Annotated in this window: 22 protein-coding genes; 6 read left to right on the top strand and 16 right to left on the bottom strand. The window is 71.3% G+C overall.

Going from position 1 to position 24,876, the window contains the following annotated elements; translation table 11 throughout:
• Nucleotides 1-84: 84 nt before the first annotated feature.
• Both LN251_RS17685 and LN251_RS17680 read right to left on the bottom strand, forming a co-directional pair.
• Nucleotides 85-2,271 (bottom strand): serine/threonine-protein kinase, encoded by a 2,187-nt coding sequence (locus tag LN251_RS17685; protein WP_458245245.1) that lies wholly within the window; start codon nt 2,269-2,271, stop codon nt 85-87.
• A 351-nt stretch (nt 2,272-2,622) separates the two neighbouring features.
• The gene (locus LN251_RS17680; protein WP_458245244.1) at nt 2,623-4,329 is read right to left on the bottom strand and encodes a glycerol-3-phosphate dehydrogenase/oxidase; all 1,707 of its coding nucleotides are present in this window, start codon (nt 4,327-4,329) and stop codon (nt 2,623-2,625) included.
• A 271-nt stretch (nt 4,330-4,600) separates the two neighbouring features.
• Here LN251_RS17680 and LN251_RS17675 point away from each other — a divergent pair, with 271 nt between their 5' ends.
• Entirely contained in the window at nt 4,601-5,809 is a 1,209-nt protein-coding gene (locus tag LN251_RS17675; protein WP_458245243.1) for a nucleotide sugar dehydrogenase, read from the top strand.
• 56 nt (nt 5,810-5,865) lie between these two features.
• On the opposite strand, the gene LN251_RS17670 is transcribed toward LN251_RS17675, so the two are convergent.
• From LN251_RS17670 to LN251_RS17655, 4 genes are all read right to left on the bottom strand, one after another.
• Entirely contained in the window at nt 5,866-6,990 is a 1,125-nt protein-coding gene (locus LN251_RS17670; protein WP_058923714.1) for a GuaB3 family IMP dehydrogenase-related protein, read from the bottom strand.
• A 107-nt stretch (nt 6,991-7,097) separates the two neighbouring features.
• A complete protein-coding gene (guaB, locus tag LN251_RS17665; protein ID WP_458245242.1) occupies nt 7,098-8,600 on the bottom strand; it encodes an IMP dehydrogenase in 1,503 nt (500 codons plus the stop codon).
• A gap of 153 nt (nt 8,601-8,753) precedes the next feature.
• Nucleotides 8,754-9,341: a sigma-70 family RNA polymerase sigma factor gene (locus LN251_RS17660; protein ID WP_142141982.1), complete on the bottom strand. Its 588-nt coding sequence runs from the start codon at nt 9,339-9,341 to the stop codon at nt 8,754-8,756.
• Between the two features lie 301 nt (nt 9,342-9,642).
• On the bottom strand, nt 9,643-10,254 hold the full coding sequence (locus tag LN251_RS17655; RefSeq protein WP_003948568.1) for a response regulator transcription factor: 612 nt from the start codon (nt 10,252-10,254) through the stop codon (nt 9,643-9,645).
• Between the two features lie 381 nt (nt 10,255-10,635).
• Between LN251_RS17655 and LN251_RS17650 the strand changes: the two genes are divergently transcribed.
• Nucleotides 10,636-10,965, top strand: a complete 330-nt coding sequence (locus LN251_RS17650; RefSeq protein ID WP_058923717.1) for a WhiB family transcriptional regulator — start codon at nt 10,636-10,638, stop codon at nt 10,963-10,965.
• A 100-nt stretch (nt 10,966-11,065) separates the two neighbouring features.
• Here the strand turns inward: LN251_RS17650 and LN251_RS17645 are convergent, their stop codons facing one another.
• Nucleotides 11,066-11,965, bottom strand: a complete 900-nt coding sequence (locus LN251_RS17645; RefSeq protein WP_458245241.1) for a LysR family transcriptional regulator — start codon at nt 11,963-11,965, stop codon at nt 11,066-11,068.
• Between the two features lie 178 nt (nt 11,966-12,143).
• Here LN251_RS17645 and LN251_RS17640 point away from each other — a divergent pair, with 178 nt between their 5' ends.
• Nucleotides 12,144-12,917, top strand: coding sequence for an SDR family NAD(P)-dependent oxidoreductase (locus LN251_RS17640; RefSeq protein ID WP_458245240.1), 774 nt, complete (start codon nt 12,144-12,146; stop codon nt 12,915-12,917).
• A 76-nt stretch (nt 12,918-12,993) separates the two neighbouring features.
• On the top strand, nt 12,994-13,701 hold the full coding sequence (locus LN251_RS17635; RefSeq protein WP_458245239.1) for an ester cyclase: 708 nt from the start codon (nt 12,994-12,996) through the stop codon (nt 13,699-13,701).
• Nucleotides 13,702-13,756: 55 nt separating this feature from the next.
• Here LN251_RS17635 and groL read toward each other — a convergent pair whose 3' ends face one another.
• Together groL and groES are read right to left on the bottom strand one after the other, a co-directional pair.
• A complete protein-coding gene (groL, locus tag LN251_RS17630; RefSeq protein WP_458245238.1) occupies nt 13,757-15,382 on the bottom strand; it encodes a chaperonin GroEL in 1,626 nt (541 codons plus the stop codon).
• A 116-nt stretch (nt 15,383-15,498) separates the two neighbouring features.
• The gene (gene groES, locus LN251_RS17625) at nt 15,499-15,807 is read right to left on the bottom strand and encodes a co-chaperone GroES (RefSeq protein WP_003998759.1); all 309 of its coding nucleotides are present in this window, start codon (nt 15,805-15,807) and stop codon (nt 15,499-15,501) included.
• A gap of 261 nt (nt 15,808-16,068) precedes the next feature.
• Between groES and LN251_RS17620 the strand changes: the two genes are divergently transcribed.
• Nucleotides 16,069-16,326: a hypothetical protein gene (locus LN251_RS17620; protein WP_458245237.1), complete on the top strand. Its 258-nt coding sequence runs from the start codon at nt 16,069-16,071 to the stop codon at nt 16,324-16,326.
• Here the strand turns inward: LN251_RS17620 and LN251_RS17615 are convergent.
• Nucleotides 16,317-17,123 carry a polysaccharide deacetylase family protein gene (locus LN251_RS17615; RefSeq protein ID WP_458245236.1) on the bottom strand — a complete coding sequence of 269 codons (807 nt, stop codon included), beginning with the start codon at nt 17,121-17,123 and terminating at the stop codon, nt 16,317-16,319. The two genes, LN251_RS17620 and LN251_RS17615, sit on opposite strands and share 10 nt — an antisense overlap.
• Entirely contained in the window at nt 17,120-18,049 is a 930-nt protein-coding gene (locus LN251_RS17610) for a polysaccharide deacetylase family protein (RefSeq protein ID WP_458245235.1), read from the bottom strand. Before LN251_RS17610 ends, LN251_RS17615 begins: the two co-directional genes overlap by 4 nt.
• Before the next feature lie 90 nt (nt 18,050-18,139).
• Here LN251_RS17610 and LN251_RS17605 point away from each other — a divergent pair, with 90 nt between their 5' ends.
• Complete coding sequence (locus LN251_RS17605) at nt 18,140-19,303, top strand: class I SAM-dependent methyltransferase (protein WP_458245234.1); 1,164 nt, start codon at nt 18,140-18,142, stop codon at nt 19,301-19,303.
• Nucleotides 19,304-19,307: 4 nt separating this feature from the next.
• Here LN251_RS17605 and LN251_RS17600 read toward each other — a convergent pair whose 3' ends face one another.
• From LN251_RS17600 to LN251_RS17580, 5 genes are all read right to left on the bottom strand, one after another.
• Nucleotides 19,308-21,353, bottom strand: a complete 2,046-nt coding sequence (locus LN251_RS17600; protein WP_458245233.1) for a cell wall-binding repeat-containing protein — start codon at nt 21,351-21,353, stop codon at nt 19,308-19,310.
• 102 nt (nt 21,354-21,455) lie between these two features.
• Entirely contained in the window at nt 21,456-22,718 is a 1,263-nt protein-coding gene (locus LN251_RS17595; RefSeq protein WP_458245232.1) for an RNA polymerase sigma factor, read from the bottom strand.
• Nucleotides 22,719-22,773: 55 nt separating this feature from the next.
• Complete coding sequence (locus tag LN251_RS17590) at nt 22,774-23,130, bottom strand: YciI family protein (protein WP_458245231.1); 357 nt, start codon at nt 23,128-23,130, stop codon at nt 22,774-22,776.
• 134 nt (nt 23,131-23,264) lie between these two features.
• Nucleotides 23,265-23,843, bottom strand: a complete 579-nt coding sequence (locus LN251_RS17585; protein ID WP_458245230.1) for a Uma2 family endonuclease — start codon at nt 23,841-23,843, stop codon at nt 23,265-23,267.
• Nucleotides 23,844-23,902: 59 nt separating this feature from the next.
• Nucleotides 23,903-24,757: a hypothetical protein gene (locus LN251_RS17580; protein ID WP_458245229.1), complete on the bottom strand. Its 855-nt coding sequence runs from the start codon at nt 24,755-24,757 to the stop codon at nt 23,903-23,905.
• Nucleotides 24,758-24,876 lie beyond the last annotated feature (119 nt).

Genomic DNA, 24,876 nt, shown 5'->3' with positions numbered 1-24,876 from the left:
TCTGCAAGTCTTCACGATACGTGCCGGAGGCAACTGGCAGAGAGGGGTTGCCAGATCTCACGGCCCAAACCCGGGGCAGGCGCTTTACGACTTCGGTTCGAACGTCTTCGCGAGCGTCTTCCAGGTGTCCTTACGGAGGTCACTGTCCCAGTTGGCGGCTTTCGCCGTGTACATCAGCGCATACCCGAGATGGTCGTTGACGACGAACCCCCGGTCGATCGTCCGGTACTTCGTCCCGCTCTCGACGTAGGTGAACTCCCAGTCGGCCGCGTTCCAGCCGCGGTAATCCACCTTCTCTATGCGGATCTTGTCGTACTGCGAGCGCGTCATGTAGCGCTCCTGGTTCTGCCAGTCCGCCACCGGGTCGCCCTTGGGCGTGGAGGTCCAGGCGATGAGGAGCTTCTGCCCGTCGGGGCCGGTGAACCGGTCGCCCGCGCTCCCGGTGGACTGGTACGACCATCCCTTGGGCAGCCCGATCGAGTAGCCCTGGCCGCCCTGGTAGGTCTTCGCCACCGCGGCCGAGCCCCCGGAGCCGCCGCCGGTCGCCGCACCGCTGCCGCCCGACGCGCTCGGGCTGTTGCTGGGCGTACCACTGCCCGAGGGGGTCCCGGAGTCCTTGGAGCTGCCGTCCGTGCCGGTCCCGCCGCCCTTGTCCTCCTTGGTGCGCGAGCTCGCGGACGCGCTCGCGGCGGACTTGCCGCCACCGCCCTTGGCACCGTTGTCGGAGGTGCCGCCGCCCAGGGTGAGGGCCAGCACGGTGCCGATGACCACGACGGCCAGGACCACCGCGATGATCACCAGCGTCCGCTTGGGCACCACGTCGGTGAGGGGCGCCCGCGGGACGGACCGGGGCGGCAGCTCCGGGAGGTCGGGCGGCGTCATCTTGGGCCAGCCGGAACTCCCGCCGCTGCCGCGCTCGTTCGCCCCGGCCGCCGGGGTCCTCGATCCCTCCGCGGACGAGGCTCCGCGCGGGGACGTGGTGGACGCCGTGGAGGGGGAGGGCGCGGTGGACGGGGAGGCCGACACCGCGGAGGACGCGGAGGAGGCCGGAGCGCGGGGAGGCGCCGGCGGAGGGACCTGCCTCGACGCGGGCGACGGTACCGACGGCGCCACCCCCGAAGCGCCGCGGGATCCGGCGCCGCTCACGCCGTTCCCCGAGTCGCCCGCCCGGGAACCCGCCGTGCCGTCCGCCGACTTGTCGCGGGAGGCGGCCGCCGAACCGGCCGCGGCCCCCGCCGCCTTGCGCACGGAACGGAACTTGCCGAGCAGCTTCTCCGCCGCTTCCTCGGCCCGCCTGCCGCCGGAGCCCCCCGAACCGGCCTTGCGGCCGGGCCCGTCGGGCTGCGCCGGAATCGGCACCACCTTGGTCGCGTCCAGCGGCTCCGGTTCGGCCGCCTTCGGCTCCGGCGCGTGGATGACGGCGTTGAGCATCGCCCGCGCGCCCGCGTCGTCGAGCCGCTTCGCCGGGTCCTTGTTGAGCAGGCCGTAGATGACGTCCTTCAGCGGCCCCGCGTTCTTCGGCTCCTCCAGCGGCTCCGTCATCACCGCGGTCAGCGTCGCGATCGCCGACCCCTTGTCGTACGGCGGCACGCCCTCGACGGCCGCGTACAGCAGCCCGCCCAGCGACCACAGGTCGGCCGCGGGGCCCGGCTTGTGGCCGCGGGCCCGCTCCGGGGAGATGTAGGAGGGCGCGCCGACGAGCATGCCCGTGGAGGTGATGGACGGGTCGCCCTCCACCTGGGCGATGCCGAAGTCGGTGAGCACGACCCGCTCGGTGTCGCCCTCCAGCAGGACGTTGGACGGCTTCACGTCCCGGTGCAGGATGCCCTCGCGGTGCGCGGAGCGCAGCACGTCGAGGATGGCCAGTCCCACCTCGGCCGCCCGCCTGGGTTCGAGCAGTCCGTCCTCACGGATGACCTCGGCGAGCGACTTGCCCTCGACGAGTTCCATCACGATCCACGGCCGGTCGTCCTCGTCGACCACGTCGAAGACCGTCACCGCGCTGTTGTTGCGGATCCGCGCGATGGCCTTGGCCTCGCGCAGCGTCCGCGTGATCAGCCGGCGCTTCTCGTCCTCGTCGATGTTCGACGGGAACCGCAGTTCCTTGACGGCGACCGTCCGACCGAGGGTCTCGTCCTCGGCCCGCCACACCGTGCCCATGCCGCCCCGGCCGAGCACCGCCCCCAGCCGGTACCGCCCGGCGAGAAGACGCTCGGTCTTGTCCTGACGAGTCTCCTGACGAGATGTCCCCGCCCGCTCCGCCTCCGACATGGATCCCCTCATACAACCCGCCCTGACAGAGCCCCCATTGTCCCTCACCCGACAAGTGCCCGACGCCCAGGGTGCCCCAGGCCCCGCACGGGCCGCCGCACACCCGGAACGTCCGGTTCCGCACCCTGGCCTCCTCCCCGCGCGCACCGGCCGCCGCCCGTCGCCCGAAACCCCCCTCGCCGTACGCGTGAACCCGGCGGCGACGGCGGTTCCCGGCCCGGAACCGACCCTGTACGCCACCGAGTTCACCGCCGAGCTCGTCCTCACACCTGGTGGAACGACCGGGCTCCGCATGCGGCTCCCGGCTTGCGACACTCGTTCGGGTGATGATGGTTCAGCACCCCCGCCGCCTCACAGGGGCACGATGTCCGGCGCCCCCAGCCGTGCCGCGTCCGCCGTCAGGTCGTCGGGCTGGCGCTGCGACTCCCGCTCGGCCTCCACCCGCTTCTCGTAGTGCTCGACCTCGCGCTCGATCTGGTCCTTGTCCCAGCCGAGCACCGGCGCCATCAGTTCGGCGGCCTCCCGGGCGCTGCGGGTGCCGCGGTCGAAGGTCTCGATGGAGATGCGGGTGCGCCGGGTCAGCGCGTCGTCGAGGTGCCGGGCGCCCTCGTGCGAGGCGGCGTACACGATCTCGGCGCGCAGATAGTCGTCGGCGGCCTGCAGCGGCTCACCGAGTGAGGCGTCGGCGGCGATGAGGTCGAGGAGTTCCTCCGCCATGCTGCCGTACCGATTCAGCAGATGTTCCACGCGGACCACGTGAAGGCCGGTCCGCGCCGCGATCCGGGCCCGCGCGTTCCACAGCGCGCGATAGCCCTCGGCGCCGATCAGCGGGACGTCCTCGGTGACGCACTCGGCGACCCGCAGGTCCAGTCCGTGCACCGCCTCGTCCACCGCGTCCTTGGCCATCACCCGGTACGTCGTGTACTTGCCGCCGGCCACGACGACCAGTCCCGGCACCGGATGGGCCACGGTGTGCTCCCGCGAGAGCTTGCTGGTGGCGTCCGACTCGCCGGCCAGCAGCGGCCGCAGGCCCGCGTACACGCCCTGCACGTCGTCGCGCGAGAGCGGCACCGCGAGCACCGAGTTGACGCGCTCCAGGATGTAGTCGATGTCCGCGCTGGAGGCCGCCGGGTGCGCCTTGTCGAGGTCCCAGTCGGTGTCGGTGGTGCCGATGATCCAGTGCCGCCCCCAGGGGATGACGAAGAGGACCGACTTCTCCGTGCGCAGGATCAGACCGGTCGAGGAGTTGACGCGGTCCTTGGGCACGACCAGGTGGATGCCCTTGGAGGCGCGGACGTGGAACTGGCCGCGCTCGCCCACCATCGCCTGGGTGTCGTCGGTCCACACCCCGGTCGCGTTCACCACCTGCTTGGCGCGGACCTCGTACTCCCCGCCCCCCTCGACGTCCTGCACACGCGCGCCGACGACCCGCTCGCCCTCGCGCAGGAAGCCCATCACACGGGCGCGGTTGGCGACCTTCGCGCCGTAGGCGGCGGCCGTGCGCACCAGGGTGGCCGTGTGCCGCGCGTCGTCCACCTGTGCGTCGTAGTACTGCAGGGCGCCGACCAGCGCGTCCTTCTTCAGGGCCGGTGCCACCCGCAGGGCGTGACGGCGGGTCAGGTGGCGGTGCACGGGCAGGCCGCGGCCGTGTCCGCGGGCCATCGACATGGCGTCGTAGAGCGCGACGCCCGAGCCGGCGTAGAACCGCTCCCAGCCCTGGTGCTGCAGCGGATACAGGAAGGGCACCGGCTTCACGAGGTGCGGGGCGAGCCGTTCGAGCAGCAGGCCGCGCTCCTTCAACGCCTCGCGCACGAGGGCGAAGTCGAGCATCTCCAGATAGCGCAGGCCGCCGTGGATCAGCTTGCTGGACCTGCTGGACGTGCCCGATGCCCAGTCACGCGCCTCGACCAGGCCGGTGGACAGTCCGCGGGTCACGGCGTCCAGGGCGGTGCCCGCACCGACCACCCCGCCGCCCACCACCAGGATGTCCAGTTCGCGCTCGGCCATGGCCGCCAGTGCCTCGGCGCGCTGCGCCGGCCCTAGTGTCGCTGTCCTCACTGCTGCCTCCCGCTATCGATAGCGCCGGCCGCACCCGTCGGGCGAAGCCCGTGTCCTACCCCCCATGCCCAAATTCTGACCGTCTTGCCCCACTTCAGCCACCACGGCCTCCCACCCTGTGGACAACTTTCCAGGGACGGCCGGAAAACACAGCCGACCAATCCCGCATAACGGTCATATTTACTCCTAGTCTGACATTGCGCTCGCCCATCCTGTCCACAGGGCTTGCGCACCTGTCCCGCTTCGGTTACTGGGAAGGACGGCCCACGCCATGCCCGCAGATCTCGCCGTCATCGGACTCGGCCCGTTCGGCCTGCCCCTGGCCCAGGCCGCCGTCGCCGCCGGCATCCCGACCGTCGGCTACCGGACCGGCCCCGAGGCCGGCTCCCTCAGCGCTGCCGACCTGCGCCGGATGCTCTCGGGGGGCTTCCGGCACGCCACCAGCCCCGCCGAGCTCGGCCGGGTCCGCACCGCCGTGATCTGCGCGCCCACCCCGCGCGGCCCCGACGGCGCGCTCGACCTCACCCAGGTGGAGACGGCCGCCCGGACCCTCGCCGCCCAGCTGCGCCCGCACACCACGGTCGTCCTGGAATCAGCCGTCCCGCCCGGCACCACGGAGGAGGTGCTGCGCCCCCTGCTCGAAGCGGGCTCCCGGCTGCGCGCGGGCCGCGACTTCCACCTCGCCTACTCCCCGAGCCGCGTCGACCCCGGCAACCGCGACGTCACCCCGGCCACCACCCCGAAGGTGATCGGCGGCCTCACGCCCGCGTGCACGGAGTCGGCCGCCGCCTTCTACTCGCGCCTCACCGACAAGGTGGTGCGCGCGCGTGGCCCGCGCGAGGCCGAGACGGTCCAGCTGCTGGAGACGAACTTCCGTCACGTCAACATCGCGCTCGTCAACGAGATGGCCGTCCTCTGCCACGACCTCGGCGTCGACCTCTGGGACGTCATCCGCTGCGCTGAGACCAAACCGTTCGGTTTCCACGCCTTCCGTCCCGGCCCCGGCGTCGGCGGCCACACCGTCCCCCAGGACCTGACCGCCCCCGCCGGCCGCACCCTGCGCATGGTCGAGCTGGCCCAGCAGGTCAACAGCCGGATGCCCCGCTACGTCGTCCAGCGCGCCGCCGCCCTCCTGAACGAGCACGGCAAGTCGGCGCGAGCCGCGCGCGTCCTCCTGCTGGGGGTGACGTACAAGCCCGACCTCGCCGACCAGCAGGGCACACCCGCGCGCGAGATCGCCGTCCGCCTGATGGAACTGGGCGCCTCGGTCAGCTACCACGACCCGCACGTCCCGTCCTGGAACGTCCTGGACCGCCCGGTCCCCCGGGCGGACTCCCTCTACGAGGCGGCAGCCGACGCCGACCTCACGATCCTCCTCCAGCACCACCGCACATACGACCTCCAGGGCCTGTCGGTGAAGGCGCAACTGCTCCTGGACACCCGAGGAGCCACGCCCACGGGGGCGGCGCACCGGTTGTGAACAGCGAAGGGGGCCGGTCACCCAGCAGGTGACCGGCCCCCTCGACGTCGGGCGTCCTAGCGGCGGTGCTGGGAGTCCGCGACCGTCACCTCGACGCGCTGGAACTCCTTGAGCTCGCTGTAGCCGGTCGTGGCCATGGCGCGGCGCAGGGCGCCGAAGAGGTTCATGGAGCCGTCGGGGGTGTGCGAGGGGCCGGTGAGGACCTCCTCGATCGTGCCGACCGTGCCGAGGTCGACCTTCTTGCCGCGCGGCAGCTCCTCGTTCACCGCCTCCATGCCCCAGTGGTTGCCGCGGCCCGGCGCGTCCGTGGCGCGCGCCAGCGGCGAGCCCATCATCACCGCGTCCGCGCCGCAGGCGATCGCCTTCGGCAGGTCGCCGGACCAGCCGACGCCGCCGTCGGCGATGACGTGCACGTACCGGCCGCCGGACTCGTCCATGTAGTCGCGGCGGGCGGCGGCCACGTCGGCGACGGCGGTCGCCATGGGCACCTGGATGCCCAGGACGTTGCGCGTGGTGTGCGCCGCACCGCCGCCGAAGCCGACCAGGACACCGGCGGCGCCCGTGCGCATCAGGTGCAGGGCCGCGGTGTAGGTCGCGCAGCCGCCGACGATCACCGGGACGTCGAGCTCGTAGATGAACTGCTTCAGGTTGAGCGGCTCGTGCGAGCCGGAGACGTGCTCCGCGGAGACCGTCGTACCGCGGATGACGAAGATGTCCACGCCCGCGTCCACGACCGCCTTGGAGAACTGCGCGGTGCGCTGCGGGGAGAGCGCGGCCGCCGTGACCACGCCGGAGTCGCGCACCTCCTTGAGGCGCTGGCCGATCAGCTCCTCCTTGATGGGAGCCGCGTAGATCTCCTGGAGGCGGCGGGTCGCCTGCTCGACCGGCAGCCCGACGATCTCGTCGAGGAGCGGCTGAGGGTCCTCGTACCGCGTCCACAGGCCTTCGAGGTTCAGCACGCCCAGGCCGCCGAGCTCGCCGATGCGGATCGCGGTGGCCGGGGAGACGACCGAGTCCATGGGGGCGGCCAGGAAGGGCAGCTCGAAGCGGTAGGCGTCGATCTGCCAGGCGATCGAGACCTCCTTCGGGTCCCGCGTACGGCGGCTGGGGACGACGGCGATGTCGTCGAAGGCGTACGCCCGGCGGCCGCGCTTGCCGCGCCCGATCTCGATCTCAGTCACGTCTGTGGCCTTTCCCTGATGCGTTGCAGCGTCTTCCAGTATCGCCGACGGGTACGGCAAGGGCGGCCCCGGATGCTCCCGGGGCCGCCCCTCGCAACGCCTGTCGCCTACTTGCTGCTGTAGTTCGGCGCCTCGACCGTCATCTGGATGTCGTGCGGGTGGCTCTCCTTCAGGCCCGCGGAGGTGATCCGCACGAAGCGGCCCTTGGACTCCATCTCCTCGATGGTCGCCGCGCCCACGTAGCCCATGGTCTGGCGCAGACCGCCGACGAGCTGGTGCAGGACGCTGGACAGCGGGCCGCGGTAGGGCACCTGACCCTCGATGCCCTCGGGCACGAGCTTGTCGTCGGCGGCGACCTCGGCCTGGAAGTAGCGGTCCTTCGAGTACGACTTGCCCTGGCCACGGGACTGCATCGCGCCGAGCGAGCCCATGCCGCGGTAGGACTTGAACTGCTTGCCGTTGATGAACTGCAGCTCGCCCGGGGACTCCTCGCAGCCCGCGAGCAGCGAGCCCAGCATCACCGTGTCGGCGCCGGCGGCGAGCGCCTTGCCGATGTCGCCGGAGTACTGCAGGCCGCCGTCGCCGATCAGCGGGATACCGGCCGGGCGGGCGGCGAGCGAGGCCTCGTAGATGGCGGTGACCTGCGGGACGCCGATGCCGGCGACCACGCGCGTGGTGCAGATGGAGCCGGGGCCCACACCGACCTTGATGCCGTCGACACCGGCGTCGATCAGCGCCTGGGCGCCGTCGCGGGTGGCGACGTTGCCGCCGATCACGTCGACGTTCACAGCCGACTTGATCTTCGACATCCAGCTCAGCGCGTTGCTGTTGTGGCCGTGCGAGGTGTCGACGACCAGGAAGTCCACGCCGGCCTCGGCGAGCGCCTGGGCGCGCTCCAGCGCCTCGGGGCTGGCGCCCACGGCGGCGCCGACGAGCAGGCGGCCCTCGGCGTCCTTGGCGGCGTTCGGGTACTTCTCGGCCTTGACGAAGTCCTTGACGGTGATCAGGCCCTTGAGGACGCCCGCGTCGTCGACCAGCGGAAGCTTCTCGATCTTGTGGCGGCGCAGTAGCTCCATGGCGTCCACACCGGAGATGCCGACCTTGCCGGTGACCAGCGGCATCGGCGTCATGACCTCGCGCACCTGGCGGCTGCGGTCGGTCTCGAACGCCATGTCACGGTTGGTGACGATGCCGAGCAGCTTGCCGGCGGGGTCGGTGACGGGGACACCGCTGATGCGGAACTTGGCGCACAGCGCGTCCGCCTCGGCGAGCGTGGCCTCGGGGTGCACCGTGATGGGGTCGGTGACCATGCCGGACTCGGACCGCTTGACCAGGTCGACCTGGTTGACCTGGTCCTCGACCGAGAGGTTGCGGTGCAGCACGCCGACGCCGCCGAGCCGGGCCATCGCGATGGCCATGCGGGACTCGGTCACCTTGTCCATCGCCGCCGACAGCAGCGGGATGTTGACCCGGACGTTGCGGGAGATGCGGGACGAGGTGTCGACCGCGTTGGGGAGGACCTCGGAGGCTCCCGGCAGCAGCAGCACGTCGTCGTAGGTCAGCCCGAGTGTCGCGAATTTACCGGGCACTCCGTCGACGTTTGCAGTCATGACACCTTCCCCAAATGGCCTTGATCGGTGCGGATGTCCATGCTAACGGGAAGCAGGGCCGTCGAATTCCACGGTTCCGCATGACCTCGGGCTTCGTATGTTCGTACGGAATCCCCGAGCGGCCTGTTCAAAGAAGGCGTCGATGCCCGGGAACTACTGCTCCGCCAGTGCCCTGAGCCGGCTCAGGGCCCGGTGCTGCGCCACCCGGACCGCGCCGGGTGACATTCCCAACATCTGGCCGGTCTCCTCCGCCGTGAGGCCCACCGCGATGCGCAGCAGCAGCAGCTCCCGCTGGTTCTCCGGCAGGTTGGCCAGCAGTTTCTTGGCCCATTCGGCGTCGCTGCTGAGCAGCGCGCGCTCCTCCGGGCCCAGCGAGTCGTCCGGCCGCTCGGGCATCTCGTCGGACGGGACCGCCGTCGAGCCCGGATGCCGCATCGCGGCCCGCTGCAGGTCGGCGACCTTGTGCGCGGCGATGGCGAAGACGAACGCCTCGAAGGGCCGTCCGGTGTCCCGGTAGCGCGGGAGCGCGAGCAGGACGGCGACGCAGACCTCCTGGGCGAGGTCCTCGACGAAGTGGCGCGCGTCACCCGGAAGGCGGGACAGACGGGTACGGCAATACCGCAGCGCCAGCGGGTGGACATGGGCGAGCAGGTCGTGCGTGGCCTGCTCGTCCCCGTCTACGGCGCGATGGACGAGTGGCCCGATCGCCCCTGCGGCTTGGACCGCCTCGTCGTCGCGCATCGGTCCATGGTGCCCTGTGGCCGTCGGCTCCGTGGCGCCACGCCCGATGTTGTGCACTGAAGCGTTATGAGCAGGTGCGCCGGCACTCATCTCCTGCGCCCTCCCCTTCCGCTCGACCGACTCGTCCCCGAGAGACTCCACATCTTCAAGGATGCGGCATCCGCGGCGAAACAGGCAGCGGCCGCCGAGGGAGCCACTTGACGGACCTCGCATCCGCGCCCCCGAGGGGGCGCGAGGAACCGCGCGACCAGCCACGACGACCCCGCGGCCGCCGGACGGCGCGAGGCGGCACCCGTTGGGCCTAGCGCACCAGGCCCCACCGGAAGCCGAGTGCCACGGCGTGCGCCCGGTCCGACGCCCCCAGCTTCTTGAACAACCGCCGCGCGTGGGTCTTCACGGTGTCCTCGGACAGGAACAGCTCGCGTCCGATCTCCGCGTTGGACCGTCCGTGGCTCATTCCTTCGAGCACCTGGATCTCACGCGCTGTGAGCGTCGGCGCCGCACCCATCTCGGCCGACCGCAGCCGGCGCGGGGCGAGCCGCCAGGTCGGGTCGGCGAGGGCCTGGGTGACGGTCGCGCGCAACTCCGCGCGCGAGGCGTCCTTGTGGAGGTAGCCGCGCGCCCCGGCGGCGACCGCGAGCGCCACGCCGTCCAGGTCCTCGGCGACGGTCAGCATGATGATGCGCGCGCCGGGGTCGGCGGACAGCAGCCGGCGCACGGTCTCGACGCCGCCCAGTCCGGGCATGCGCACATCCATCAGGATCAGGTCCGAGCGGTCCGCGCCCCAGCGGCGGAGGACTTCCTCGCCGTTGGCCGCGGTCGTCACGCGCTCGACGCCGGGCACGGTCGCGACCGCGCGGCGCAGCGCCTCTCGGGCAAGCGGGGAGTCGTCGCAGACGAGGACGGATGTCATGGCCGTCCTCCGCAGCTGATGCACGTCACCTTGAGCCTCCAGGCTGGTACGAAATCGTCACCTGTGCGGTCGACCGTCCCGGACGCCCGCCCGAGCACTTGTTGCGCCAACCGCCTCCGCACTCTCAACGACGGTCACCCGAAAGAGTTACGGGGCTGTGTGCCATCTTCGGCACTCTACGTGAGGGCGCGGACACGGTGCAGACATGACGGGTGGACCCACAACGTTTCATCACAACCGGTGCCCCATTCGGCCCCTTTTCTTCCCATCTACTGGTGTCTGAGGCTAGATTCGCAATGAGTCATATTTTCATCTCCTTAGATCGTAGTTACACGGTCGTCGGCACCGTATCCGCTCAGTACGGCTACAAGGGGTCACGTAATGGCAGATTTCTCCCGCCTTCCCGGACCGAACGCGGACCTGTGGGACTGGCAGCTCCTGGCCGCCTGTCGCGGGGTGGACAGCTCGCTCTTCTTTCATCCGGAGGGCGAGCGAGGCGCGGCCCGGAGCGCTCGCGAGAACTCGGCCAAGGAGGTCTGCATGAGGTGCCCGGTGCGCGCGCAGTGCGCGGCGCACGCGCTGGCGGTGAGAGAGCCGTACGGCGTGTGGGGCGGCCTGACCGAGGACGAGCGCGAAGAACTGATGGGACGGGCGCGGAACCGGCTGGTCTCGGCGATGGCCGGGAGCGCGGACAGCGCCTCGAACAACTGAAGGAACGTTTTTGCGATTCCGAGCGACCGAGCTCCCGGACCCCGAGCTCCCGACGAGAAGGGCACGTACGCGTGCCCTTCTTTTTCGCGGCCGCCCTCTCCTACTGCCGGGCCGCCGCGCGCCCGAGTTGCTCCAGCGTCGCCGCCACCGCCGGGACCTGGGCCAGGTCGGGCAGGGTCAGTGCCACGATCTCCCGCCGCACCGCCGGCCGCAGCGTCAGCACACGCGCGTGGCGCGGCCGTACGGACTCCAGGGCGAGCTGCGGCAGGACGGCGACGCCCAGGCCGGCGCCGACGAGACCCACGACGGCCGGATAGTCGTCGGTGGCGAAGTCGATCCGGGGGGTGAAGCCCGCGCCCTCGCACACCTCCACCAACTGCCCCCGGCAGCGCGGGCATCCGGCGATCCAGGGCTCCTCTGCCAGCTCCCCGATGCCGACGGAGTCCGCTCCCGCGAGCCGGTGCCCCTCCGGCACGAGTCCGACGAGCCGGTCGGTCAGCAGCGGCCGGACCACGAGGTCGTCCCACTCCTCGGCGCCCGCCGCGCCCTCGTAGCGGAAGGCGAGCGCCACGTCGCACTCGCCCTCGCGCAGCATCTCCACGGACGCCGGCGGTTCGGCCTCCTCCAGGAAGACGCGGGTGCCGGGGTGGGCGGCGCGCAGGGCGGCGAGCGCGGCCGGTACGAGGGTGGAGCTGCCGCTGGGGAACGACACCAGCCGGACGCGCCCGGCCCGCAGTCCCGCGATGGCGGCGACCTCCTCCTCGGCGGCGGTGAGTCCGGCCAGGATGCCGTTGGCGTGCCGCACGAGCGCCTCGCCCGCCTGGGTCAGCCGCATCTCGCGCCCGCTGCGGACCAGCAGCGGGGTGCCGACGGAGGACTCCAGGGCCTTCATCTGCTGGCTGACGGCGGGCTGGGTGCAGCCCAGTTCGCGCCCCGCCGCGGAGAAGGAGCCGGTGGTGGCGACGGCGCGCAGGACGCGCAGATGACGGGCTTCGATCACACCCGCAAGGATAAGAGATCCTTTGACCCGGCGCCGATCGGCGCGTCACCGCTTTGAGCCTCGGCCGCCGGGGCAGCGGGAGGGGACGCGGAAGTACCGGGCGGCGTACGCCTCCTGAGACGCCGTCGAGACCCGGCGGAGATCGGAATCGGCCGGTCCGGGTAACTACGCTTGGGCCATGACAACGGCTCTGATTACGGGATCGACCGCGGGCATCGGCGCCGCCTTCGCACGGCGGCTGGCGGGTGACGGACACAACCTGGTGCTCGTCGCGCGTGACACCAAACGGCTGCGGGAGCAGGCGACCGAGCTGCACGACCGGCACGGCATCGAGGCGGAGGTCCTCACCGCCGACCTGGCGACGGACGCCGGCATCGAAGCGGTCGCCGCCCGCCTCGCCGACCGCAAAAGCCCCGTCGACCTGCTGGTCAACAACGCCGGCTTCGGCAACAAGGGCCGCTACCTCGACGTCTCCATGGCCGACGAGCTGAAGATGCTCAAGGTGCACTGCGAGGCGGTCCTGCGGCTGACCTCGGCCGCGACGGAGGCGATGCGGGAGCGGGGGCGCGGCGGGGTCGTCAACGTCGCCTCCGTGGCCGCCTTCGTGCCGCGCGGCACGTACGGGGCGTCCAAGGCGTGGGTCGTGCAGTTCACCCAGGGCGCGGCGAAGGACCTCGCGGGCAGCGGGGTGCGGCTGATGGCGCTGTGCCCGGGCTTCGTGCGCACGGAGTTCCACGAGCGGGCCGGGATGGGCACGGACAACATCCCCGGCTGGATGTGGCTCGACGCGGACAAGCTGGTGGCGTCCGCGCTGAGCGATCTGGCGCGGGGCAAGACGCTGTCGATCCCCGACCCCCGGTACAAGGCGCTGATGGGGCTCGTGAAGGTCACACCACGGGCGCTGCTGGGCGGGATCACCTCACGCACCGGGCGCAAGTACGGGCCTCGGTGAACGAGGCACCGGCGCGCTCCGGTGGGAGGATGGGTTCCGTACGACCGGACCCAGGGGGGCCGGAGGCGATGGTGCCATGACCTTCGTTCAGATCATCGACTGCAGGACCAGCCACTTCGACGACATCGACCGGCTGATGGACACGTGGGTGGAGCAGACCAAGGGGAAGCGCACGGCGACGCACGCGGTGGTCGGCAAGGACCACTCCGACGCGTCGCACTTCATCGAGATCGTGGAGTTCCCGTCGTACGAGGAGGCGATGCGCAACTCCGGCCTGCCCGAGACGGACACGATCTTCCGGGAGATGGTGGCCCTCTGCGACGAGATGCCCACCTTCACCGACCTGGACGTGGTGCGCGACGACCAGCTGAACGCGCTGAACGTGCGGCGGTTCTTCGAGACGATCGCGCACAAGGGGGACCTGCCCGCGCTCGACGACCTGGTCGCCGAGAACTACCACGACCACGATCCCGGCAAGGAGCAGGACACCCTGGGCATGGACGCCCTGCGGCGGGACCTCGGGGAGTGGCGCGGCGGGTTCGACTTCGCCTTCGACATCGAGGACCAGATCGCGCAGGGAGAGCGGGTGTGCACCCGGTGGACCTGGCACGGCACCCACAGCGGTGAGTTCATGGGGTTGGCGGCCACCGGGCGGAGCGTCTCGATGACCGGGACGACCGTCTTCCGCTGCGACGAGGACGGGAAGATCGCCGAGGGCTGGTGGCAGTACGACCGGCTGGGGCTGATGGAGCAGTTGGGCGCGCTCGACGCGCTGGAGCAGTAGGGCGAACGCGAAGGCCCGGCACCCCACGGGTGCCGGGCCTCGGTGCTGACCTGGGTCAGTGGGAGTGGCCGTGGCCGTGGCCCGCGGCGGCCGGCTCCTCCTCTTCCTTCTTCTCGACGACCAGGGTCTCGGTCGTCAGAAGCAGGGAGGCGATGGAGGCGGCGTTCTCCAGGGCGGAACGGGTGACCTTGACCGGGTCGATGACGCCGGCCTTGACCAGGTCGCCGTACTCGCCGGTGGCGGCGTTGAAGCCCTGGCCCTTGTCGAGGTCGGCGACCTTGGAGGTGATGACGTAGCCCTCCAGGCCGGCGTTCTCGGCGATCCAGCGCAGCGGCTCGACGACCGCGCGGCGGACCACGGCGACACCGGTGGCCTCGTCGCCGGTGCGGCCGAGGCCGCCGTCCAGCACCTTGGCGGCGTGGACCAGAGCGGAGCCACCACCGGAGACGATGCCCTCCTCGACCGCGGCGCGGGTCGCGGAGATGGCGTCCTCCAGACGGTGCTTCTTCTCCTTCAGCTCCACCTCGGTGGCGGCGCCGACCTTGATCACGCACACGCCGCCGGCCAGCTTCGCGAGGCGCTCCTGGAGCTTCTCGCGGTCCCAGTCGGAGTCGGTGTTCTCGATCTCGGCCTTGATCTGGTTGACACGGCCGACGACGTCCTCGGAGTTGCCGGCGCCGTCGACGATGGTCGTGTCGTCCTTGGTGACGGTCACGCGGCGGGCGGAGCCCAGCACGTCCAGACCGGCCTGGTCGAGCTTGAGGCCGACCTCCTCGGAGATGACCGTGGCGCCCGTGAGGACGGCCATGTCCTGCAGCATCGCCTTGCGGCGGTCACCGAAGCCGGGGGCCTTGACCGCGACCGCGTTGAAGGTGCCGCGGATCTTGTTGACGACCAGGGTGGACAGGGCCTCGCCCTCGAGGTCCTCGGCGATGATCAGCAGCGGCTTGGAGGAGCCGGCCTGGATGACCTTCTCCAGCAGCGGCAGCAGGTCGGCGATCGAGGAGATCTTGCCCTGGTTGATCAGGATGTACGGGTCGTCGAGGACGGCCTCCATACGCTCCTGGTCGGTGACGAAGTACGGGGACAGGTAGCCCTTGTCGAAGGCCATGCCCTCGGTGAAGTCCAGCTCCAGACCGAAGGTGTTGGACTCCTCGACGGTGATGACACCGTCCTTGCCGACCTTGTCCATCGCCTCGGCGATGAGCTCGCCGACCTGCTGGTCCTGGGCGGACAGCGCGGCGACGGCGGCGATGTCGGACTTCTCGTCGATCGGGCGGGCCGAGGCGAGAAGCTCCTCGGAGACGGCGGCGACGGCCGCGTCGATGCCCTTCTTCAGCAGCGCCGGGGAGGCACCCGCGGCCACGTTCTTCAGGCCCTCGCGCACCAGCGCCTGGGCGAGCACGGTGGCGGTGGTGGTGCCGTCACCCGCGATGTCGTTGGTCTTGGTCGCCACCTCCTTCACCAGCTGCGCGCCGAGGTTCTCGTACGGGTCCTCGATCTCGACCTCGCGGGCGATGGTGACGCCGTCGTTGGTGATGGTGGGGGCGCCGAACTTCTTGTCGATGACGACGTTGCGGCCCTTGGGGCCGATCGTCACCTTGACCGTGTCGGCCAGCTTGTTGACGCCGCGCTCGAGGGCGCGACGGGCGTCCTCGTCGAACTTCAGGATCTTCGCCATGACAGCGGGAGCCCTCTCGGATTATGGGGTCTGACAAAGACACTGCGCCCCGGGCGCCCGGCTTCTCAGTGGTCGCGGGGGGCCAGGGGCGCAGTGTGGGAAAACGTGAGGCAGTACTACTTCTCGATGATCGCGAGCACGTCGCGAGCCGAGAGGACGAGGTACTCCTCGCCGTTGTACTTCACCTCGGTGCCGCCGTACTTGCTGTACAGCACGATGTCGCCGGTCTTGACGTCGAGCGGAAGACGCTCGCCGTTCTCGAAGCGGCCCGGGCCCACGGCCAGGACGACGCCCTCCTGGGGCTTCTCCTTGGCGGTGTCCGGGATGACCAGGCCAGAGGCGGTGGTCTGCTCCGCGTCGAGCGGCTGGACCACGATGCGGTCCTCAAGCGGCTTGATGGCAACCTTGGAGCTGGTGGTCGTCACGATCCGACCTCCCCCTTCGGAGATCTCACGGGGTTAACTGTCTGAGGTGGCGACCAGGTCGATCCGTCGTCGCGGGTGCCGGACCTGCCCGTCGCTAGTTGGCACTCTCCTACGGGGAGTGCCAGAGCCGAGACTATGACCGTGATTAGCACTCGGTCAAGCGGACTGCTAATCCCGGCGGCGCGTCGGCCCGCGATGCGGCCGACGGGGGTGGGTCGCGAAGGGGTGCCGGGGGCCGTGGCGGGCGCGTACCGTCGGCCCATGCCTTCCCGGTCCCTGTCGTCAGACGGCTGCGCGCTCGCGGTGCTGCTTCCGGCCGAGGTCGCCTTCGGCCTGGTGTTCGCGGCCGTCCTGGCACTGAACGGGCACGCGTGGGGCGCGGCCGTGTGGCTGGGCGGCTCGGCGACGGCGGCCCTGGCGTCCGCCGTCTTCTTCTTCCGGGACGGATTCGCCGTGACCGGCGCGGGGCAGATCCTGGCGGCCCTGTTCTTCCTCGTGACGGCGCTCGGCTACAGGTAGTCCTCCAGCCGTCCCACCGTCAGTCCCCGTCTCTCCACCGCCCGCAGCAGTCCCCTGGTGCGTTCGACGAGGGTCGGGGAGGCCGGCTCCCCCGACGGGACCGAGACGATGTCGCCCGGCCGCAGCCGCGGCTCGCCCCGCGCGAACGTCGGCTGTGCGGCCTCCATCGACGCCCGCCACAGCACGACCGCCGAGACGCCGCAGTCGGCCGCCGCGCGCAGGGTGGTGGTGTCGTAGGTGCCGTAGGGCGGGCGGAAGAAGCGGGGGCGGACGCCGAAGCGGGAGCGGAGCTTGTCCTGCTGGCCGCAGATCTCGGCGCGCTGACCCGCGTAGGGCAGTCCGCGCAGGGCGGAGTGGTCGAGGGTGTGGTTCTGGATGCGGGCGCCGACCGACCGCAGGCGCGCCAAGTGGCCGTACCCGGGTCCGGCGACCCTGTCGGTGAGGAACATGCTGACCGGCAGGCGGAGTTCACGGACCATGTCGACGAAGCGGGGGTCCTGTTCGGCGCCGTCGTCGTAGGTGAGGAAGACGACCTTGTCGCGGGTGGGGACGCGGCGGACGACGGGCAGCGGACGCGCCCGGTGAGCGGCGGGTGCGTGCGCCGGGCTCGGGGGGTGGGCCAGCGGCTTGGGCAGGCCCCAGCGGCGGTACGGCGGTGCGGCGGTGCCCGTCGGGCCGTGCGCCCGCACCCGCTGGGCCGCCTTCTCGCCGAGCCGTTCGAGGGGCGCCACGGACGGGGCGCAGCCGGTGAGGAGGGCCAGTGCGAGGACGCCTGCCGCCAGGCCCCGGCGCCTCACAGGTAGTCCTCCAGGCGGGCCACCGCGTACCCGTCGGCGGTGACCTTGTTCAGGAAGCGCCGCATGTCGTCGACCATGGTGCCCTTCCACTCGTCGCGGCCCCGGAAGTGGGTGAGCACGATGTCGCCGGGGTGCAGGGAGCGGTCGTCCTCCCGGTACTCCCAGTGGTCGACGAACACCTCCTCGTCCCAGATCGGCGCGTACTCGATGCCGCAGGACTTCGCGGCGCGCAGGGTGTCCTGGTTGTAGTTGCCGAAGGGCGGCCGGAAGACGGTCGGGGCCCTGCCGAACTGCTTTTTCATGATCTTCTGCATGCCGCAGATCTCGTGCTTCTGCTCCGCGTACGACAGCCCCGGCAGATAGGGGTGCGTGAGGGTGTGGTTGTTGAGGCTGACGCCCTCGGACTGCATCCGGCGGAAGTACGCGTAGTCGTCCTTGACCAGGAAGTTGCTGAGGAAGGCGGAGTACGGGATCTTCAGCTCGCTCATCATCCGCAGGAACGCCCGGTCCTTCTCGGCGCCGTCGTCGATGGTGAGGAAGACGACCTTCTGCCGGGTGGGAACGGTGGTGAACACCGGCGGGAGGCCGAGTTCCTCCTGGTCGTCGACCTCGAACCCCTTGCGGGCGGTGATGTGCGGCTTGTGCGGCGGCGCGGGCGGGGCCGCGAGGGGCACCTGCCTGAGCCCCCAGCGCCGGGCCGCCAGGGCCCGCGCGGCGTAGGCCGTGCGCAGCTTCGTGGCGTAGGAGTCCAGGGCGCGGGCCTCGGGCGCCTTCAGGCGGGGCTGGCCGGCGGCCGGGCGCACCTCCTGGGCGCCCCCCTGCGCGCAGCCGGAGGCGATGGCGGCGACGGCGAGCACGGCGATTCCGCCACGGACTCGCGACCCCCAAGATGACCCGTTTTTGTCATTTTGTACTACTGCTCGCATGGAGTCGGATCCTCGCAGCCCCGGCCCCGGAACCCCGTCCGACACCTCAGCCGCACGCACACCGTCCCCCGCCTGGCCCACAATGAGCCGGTGAACGACCTCGCTGACCTCCTCACCCCCGAAGGCCGCGCCCTCCTCGACGAGGTGCGCGGGACGGCGCCGGCCGACGAACTCGCCGTGGCCACCCGGCTGCGCCGCGAGCACCCGGCCGATCTGGTGTCGGCGGCGCTCGGGCAGGCCCGGCTGCGGCAGCGGGCGGCGGCCAAGTTCGGCGCGGAGGACGCGGGGCGGATGTTCTTCACGCCCAACGGCGTCGAGCAGTCGACGCGGGCGAGCGTGGCGGCGTACCGGGCCGGGCGGCTGCGGGCGCTCGGGGTCACCTCGCTGGCCGACCTGTGCTGCGGGATCGGCGGGGACGCGATCGCGCTGGCCCGCGCGGGTATCAGGGTCCTCGCCGTGGACCGGGACCCGGTGACGGCGGCCGCGGCCCGGGCGAACGCGGAGGCACTGGGACTCGCCGACCTCATCGAGGTACGGGAGGCCGATGTCACGGAGGTCGACACGGCGGGCTGGGACGCCGTGTTCGTCGACCCGGCCCGGCGCGGCGGCCGGGGCCGCATCTTCGACCCCGAGGCCTACTCGCCGCCCCTGTCCTGGGCGGTCGAGGCGGCCCGCACGGCACCGCACGCAGCTCTCAAGGTCGCGCCCGGCATCCCGCACGAGGCCGTCCCGGCCGACGCCGAGGCCGAGTGGATCTCGGACGGCGGCGACGTGAAGGAGGCGGTGCTGTGGTTCGGCACGGCGCCCGGGGCGGTGCGGGCCACCCTGCTGCCCGGGCCGCGCACCCTGCTCGGCCGCGGGCTCCCGGACCCCGAAGTCCGGTCCGTCGGGCGGTACTTGTACGAGCCCGACGGCGCCGCCATCCGCGCCCATCTGGTCGCCGAGGTGGCCGAGGAGGTGGGTGGCGGCCTGATCGACCCGACCATCGCCTACGTCACCTCGGACGAGCGGCACGAGTCGCCGTACGCCACCGCCTACGAGATCACCGACCGACTCCCCTTCAACGTGAAGAAGTTGAAGGCACTGCTGCGCGAGCGCGGGGTCGGGACGCTGACCGTGAAGAAGCGTGGGTCGGCGGTGGAGCCGGAGGAACTGCGCAAGAAGGTCAAGCCGTCCGGCCCCCACGCGGCGACGGTGTTCCTGACCCGGGTGGCGGGGGCGCCGACCATGCTGATCGGTGCCCCCGCCACGTGACCGGCTACTGGTGCTGGACGGTCCTGAGCGAGCCCAGGTGCGGGTCGGAGCCGACCGGGCCCGTGCGGGCCACGGTGTCCGGCTGGCCGCCGTTGGTGCGGGCCGCGTAGCTGCTCTGCAGGGACGTCGTCGAGATGACGCCGTTGTAGTACGGGTGGTACACGAACTGGCTCGCGCTCGCGCTGATCGCGGCGCCCGCGGTGTCCAGCGCGGCCTTGGCGACCGAGCCGGTGCCGCCGAACGCGATCACGGAGTTCGTGCTCGCCGACTCGCGCAGCAGGTAGCTCTTGACCTCGCTGGAGAGGCTGTCCTTGGCGGTCCACAGGACGGGGCCGAAGACGTTCATGGCCGCGCCCGCGGAGACGCCGCCGCGCCAGGAGCTGGTGTACGCGAGCGCCGCCGTGCTCGGCGCGGCCCACCAGAACTTGGCGATGGCGACCGAGGTGCCCTCGTTCGTCGACGCCGTGATCGGGTAGTACGAGAACGTCGACGGCCAGTTGGAGAAGTACGTGTGCGTCAGCGCGTACTTCGCCGAGGAACCCACCGTGATGATCATGGTGTTGTTCGGGTTCAGGCTGTTCAGGTACGACTTCACCGACGACGTCAGCGAGTTGCCGTTGTTGAGCACGACGCTGCCCGCGCTGCTCGTGCCGTCCGCGCCGGCCGCGGCGGAGGCCGCGAGCGCCGAGTGGTAGTCGGTGCCGGTGGCCAGGAAGACGTACTTCGGGCTGCTGGTCACCGACTTGGCGACGGCGACCGAGGTCGCGTAGCGGTCGGTGCCGGACAGCCGCTTCGGGGTGAAGCCGAGCGAGCTGACCTGCGAGGAGACCGTGCTGGTCAGGATCGACGTGCCGCCGATGAGGTAGACGTTCGAACCCGGCTTCAGGGTGCGCTTGAGCTCGTTCTTCACCGCGGTCGTCAGGCCGCTCTTGGTGGTGCCGAGGACCGGGCCGTGCTTCTTGCCGGCGAGGGCGGGCGCGGTCAGCGAGTACGCCGAGTCGTCGCGGTTGATCAGGACGGCGGCCTTGGCGTCCATCAGGCCCGGGACCTTCGTGCCGCCGTAGGTGTTCCACGTCCAGCGCGAGGAGGCGATGTTGCTGGCGTAGACGTCGGAGCCCCAGACGCGGCCGGCGGAGTTCTTGCGCAGCGGCTGCCAGCTGGGGTTGGCGCCCTTCGGCGTGCCCGGGACCTTCGTGACCGTGCCGGTGGCCACGTCGACGTACTCCGTGGTGTGCACGTTCGTGCTGTCGCCGGACGTGTCGACGTCGGCGATGATCCGGGTGCCGGTCGGCGACCAGGACGGGTTCGCGTAGCCGCGGCCGTCGGTGGTGAGCTGCTGGACGTTCGTGCCGTCGGCGTTGGCGGTGAAGAGCTGAGTGAGGCCGCCGTTCACGTTGCGGACGAAGGCGAGCTTGGTGCCGTCCGGGGAGAACGCCGGCTGCGCGGCGTCGGCGATGACGCGCTTGACCGTGTTCGCGGACGAGTCGTAGACCCACACGCCGTCGTTGTCGTAGCAGCCGTAGTTGATGCGGCGCGAGAACGCCATCAGGCCGTTCGGGCTGACGGTCGGGTCCTCGTCGCAGACGGTGGCCGGCTCCTGGGTGGCCGACAGCAGCGGCTCGGGGTTCCACGAACCGTCGGAGGGGCCGTAGACGATCTGGCCGCCGGTGGAGTAGACGAAGTAGCGGCCGCCCCACCAGAAGGTGAGGTCCTTGTACACCGCGCCGGAGCGCACGCCCGACGCCGAGGGCAGGGTGAACCGCGAGCTTCCGTCGGGGCGCATGCTGGCGACGTCGCCCCATTCGGAGAGGATTCGGCTGCCGTCCGGCGCCCAGGTCGGGTAGTCCCCCATGTGGGTGCCCACCTGGGTGGTGGCCCCGGTCGTCGGGTCGACCAGCGTCGGGCCGTCGGTGAGGATCTTGCCCTCGGTGCCCGGCCAGGGCCCGGCGTCGTCGGCGGCGGCGCCCGGAGCGCTCGCCAGGGTGCCCACCGCGGCGAGCGCCGCCGCGGTCGCGAGCGCCGCGGCACGGCGGCGCGTGAACAGTCTCAAGTTGTCGACCCCCCATGGATCACGAACACAGGCCCCGCACAGGGGCGGAGTCACTGTAGATGCCATCGAGACGCATGGGAACAGAGTTTCGGGGGAAGATTTTTACGTTTCACATTCCGCGGCCCGGCCCCGCAGCAGCTCCCGCTCCCGCTCGTTGCGGGCGAGGTCCGCGGCCCGCAGGAACTCCTCCCGCGCCTCCGCCGTACGCCCGAGCCGCGCCAGCAGGTCGCCGCGCACGCTGGGCAGCAGGTGGTAGTCCCGCAGGGCGGGTTCGGCGGCGAGGGCGTCGACGAGGACGAGCCCCTGCCGCGGCCCCTCGGCCATCGACACGGCGACCGCGCGGTTGAGTTCGACGACGGGCGAGGGGGCGCGGGCGGCGAGCAGCGCGTACAGCGCCGCGATGCTGCGCCAGTCGGTCTCCGCGTAGGTGTACGCGTGCGCGTGACAGGCGGCGATGGCCGCCTGGAGGGCGTACGGGCCCGGGGCGCCGGCGGCCGTGGCCTCGGCCCGGTGCAGGGCGGTGATGCCGCGGGCGATGAGCATGCGGTTCCAGCGGCGGCGGTTCTGGTCCTTGAGGAGGACCGGTTCGCCGCCCGGGCCGGTGCGGGCGGCGGCGCGGGACGCCTGGAACTCCAGCAGGGAGGTCAGACCGTGCACCTCGGGTTCCTTGGGCATGAGAGAGCTGAGGATCCTGGCCAGCCGCAGCGCGTCCTCGCACAGCGCGGGGCGCAGCCAGTCGTCGCCTGCGGTGGCGGCGTAGCCCTCGTTGAAGATGAGGTAGATGACGTCGAGGACGGACCCCAGCCGGGCTTCCCGCTCCGGTCCGTACGGCACCTCGAAGGCGATGTTCCTGCTCGCCAGCGTGCGCTTGGCGCGGACGATGCGCTGCGCGACGGTCGGCTCGGGGACGAGGAACGCGCGGGCGATCTCGGCGGTGGTCAGGCCGCCCAGCAACCGCAGGGTGAGCGCGATGCGGGCCTCGGCGGACAGCACGGGGTGGCAGGCCGTGAAGACCAGCCTGAGCAGGTCGTCGTCGATGTCCTCGGGGTCGGCGGGCTCCTCGGGCGGTGCCGCGGTCTCCACGCTCCGGCCGATCTCCTGCAGCTTGCGGGCGTAGTTCTCGCGGCGGCGGATCAGGTCGACGGCGCGGTGGCGGGCGGTCGCCATCAGCCAGGCGCCCGGGTTGTCGGGCACACCGTCCCGGGGCCACTGCTCCAGGGCGGCGACGAGGGCGTCCTGGGCGAGTTCCTCGGCGATGCCTATGTCACGGACGAGACGCGTGAGGGCGGCGATGATCCGGGGGGACTCGATACGGAAGACGGCCTCGATGGCGTGGCGGGGGTCGGCGGTGGGCTGCGCTGTCACAACCCACCATCGAACACCGTGCACGGCCGGGGGCCAAGGAGGTGCCGGCCGGACCTCAGCCCTCGGCGATCTCCCGCACCTCGCAGGTGACCGTCCAGTACTCCTCGTGCACCTTCAGGAACTTCTTCGTCCACTCCAGCGCCTCGGCCTTGTCCTTGCACTGCATCAGGGCGTAGCCGCCGATGACCTCTTTGGACTCGGTGAAGGGCCCGTCGGTCACGGAGATCTGCCCGCTCTCCCAGCGCACGTTGCTGCCCTGCGCGGACGGGGTGAGACCGGCGGTGTCGAGCATGACGCCGGCCTTGGTGACCTCCTCGATCAGCTCGCCCATGCGCTGCATCAGCTCGGGGCTGGGCCCTTCGGCGGGCATGGTGGACTCGTCGATGCGGACGAGGGAGAGATAGCGCGGCATGGTGACTCCTCGAATCCTGGACCGGTTCCTTTCCGGCCTCTCACCCAGGGCGTCGATCGGGGGACGGGCGGATCGACACACTCGCGGATTTTTCTTCGGAGATTTTCCCGGGCCGGCGTTTCCGCAGGTGGGACTCAGTCGGCGAACTCCTTGAGCCTCGCCGTGTCCAGGGTGAACCCGACCGGGTCCGGCAACTCGATCTCCGCGCCGAAGGCCCGGGTGGTCACCGATCGGTAAGCGCCATCCTCGGGATCCGCGTGGACGGTCACGCTGTTCTGGTCCCGGTCGACGAGGAGGTAGACGGGAATACCGGCCGCCGCATAGCCGTCCGGCTTCTCGACCCGGTCGCGCCTGTCCGCATCCCGGTCGTGCGAGGTGACCTCGACGACCATGAGGACGCCGGCGGGGTCGGACCACTCGCCCTTGCCGACGAAGTACCCCTCGGGCACCAGGACGCCGTCCGGCTTCGCCCGCCCTTTCCGGTATGCCTCGACCTTCAGCCCCTGTTCCGGATAGAGGAACAGGTCCGGTCGATGCTGCATGCACCGCTTGAGGAGCCAGGCGACGATCTCGCCGTGGTTGCCGTCCGGCATGGGCTTGACCCCGGTCTTCCCGTTCAGGAACTCCAGGCGCGCGGATTCCGGCGCGTGACGTGCGAGCTCCTCGAACTCCTCGACGAGCATCTGGGGCCGGTCGGCAGTGCTGGGGGTCATGGCGTCGCCTCCTCCCCTCCATCCTGCCCCGACCGTGGGCGGCCCGTGCTGCAAGGTCGTCATGCGTCTGTTCCTCCCTGTGTACGAGGGCGGGCGCGCAGGACAGCCCGCAGGCGCCCCGCGTGGACGTGGACCCGGTCGGCGGCGAGGCCGGACCGCCCTCCCCGGCAGCCTTCGCAGAGCCCGCCGCGCAGTGCAGCGCCCTCGGCGGCGGGCTCGGCGCAGGCGGTGCAGACGACCTCGTAGCGAGCGGGCGGCGACTGCGGCTCCGGCTCTGGTGGGAGCTTCGCCAGCAGCCGCGCCCGTACGAAGCCGTAGGCGTGCGCCACCCGTTCGGGTAGTCCGGCTGTCATCGCCTGCACCAACTGCGCCTCGCTCGCGCCCCGCGCGAACCATTGCGCCGCGCTCTCCTCCAGTGCGCCGCACTCCCCGGCCGAGAGCGTCAGCCGGGGATCGACGCGGCCGAGGCGGGCGAGCACGCCGTACGCGGCCGAGCGCACCGCTTCCGGCGACGGCTCGGTGACCGGTGCCTCCCCGGCGAGGAAGGCGTCCCACCAGGCGTCGTCGCGGGCGGTGCGGGAGAAGAAGGTGTGCCAGACCCAGCGCGGGTTGCCGTCGACGCTGACCGGGCGGCGCACACGGCGCAGATACCCGGCCGCGGACAGCTTGTTGAGGGCGGTGGCGAGGGCGCACTGGCCGTACGGGAGGTGCTTGGCCAGCGTCTTGATGGAGATGTCCGCGCCGTCGTCGAGCCGGTCGAGGTAGCCGGCGATCGATGCCTCGCGGGCGGGGAGGCGGGCGAACTCACGTCCGGTGCGGGGCTCTTGGCCGGGCACGGACTTCTTTCCGTAGCCCGGATTGGCCTTCGGGTGCGCGGACGGGCGCGGGGCAGCACTAAGCTGGGCGGTAGCCATGGATCGACGGTCCTTTTCGATCTGTGGTCAGACCCCCGCGCGGTGCTGCTAACACCACACGGGGGTCGATGCTTTCGTGGCGCACGCTACACGGTTGCAACGCTCCGCCGCGACTCGAT

The sequence above is a fragment of the Streptomyces sp. MAI_2237 genome (assembly GCF_054189285.1).
This window is presented reverse-complemented; position numbering and strand designations above follow the sequence as displayed.